This is a genomic window from Salifodinibacter halophilus (genome assembly GCA_012999515.1).
GTDB classification, from domain to species: Bacteria; Pseudomonadota; Gammaproteobacteria; order Nevskiales; family Salinisphaeraceae; genus Salifodinibacter; species Salifodinibacter halophilus.
Genome location: JABEEB010000394.1, coordinates 1 through 258, shown reverse-complemented (window position 1 = coordinate 258; position 258 = coordinate 1). Strand labels below are relative to the sequence as shown.

1 protein-coding gene is annotated in these 258 nt (G+C 68.6%); it reads right to left on the bottom strand.

The features are described 5' to 3' along the window. Positions 1 to 56 precede the first annotated feature (56 nt). On the bottom strand, positions 57 to 258 hold a 202-nt coding region (locus HKX41_12170; protein NNC24891.1), incomplete at its 5' end, for a hypothetical protein.

Below are 258 nucleotides of genomic sequence, written 5' to 3'. Positions count from 1 at the left end.
CGCCATCGCCGGCAGCGTCGCCGCGGCCAGCATCCCACTCAGAACGACTACCCACTTCATGCGTCGGCCTCCTCCGGCGTTTGCAGGCGTTTGGCCGCGATCAGGCTGTACAGCGCCGGCAGCACGAACAGCGCCACCAGCAAGGTCGTGAGCATGCCGCCGACCACCACCAGCGCGAACGGGCGCTGGGTTTCGCTGCCCATGCCGCTGGACAGCGCCATCGGCAACAGGCCGAACAAGGCCAGCAGCGAGGCCATC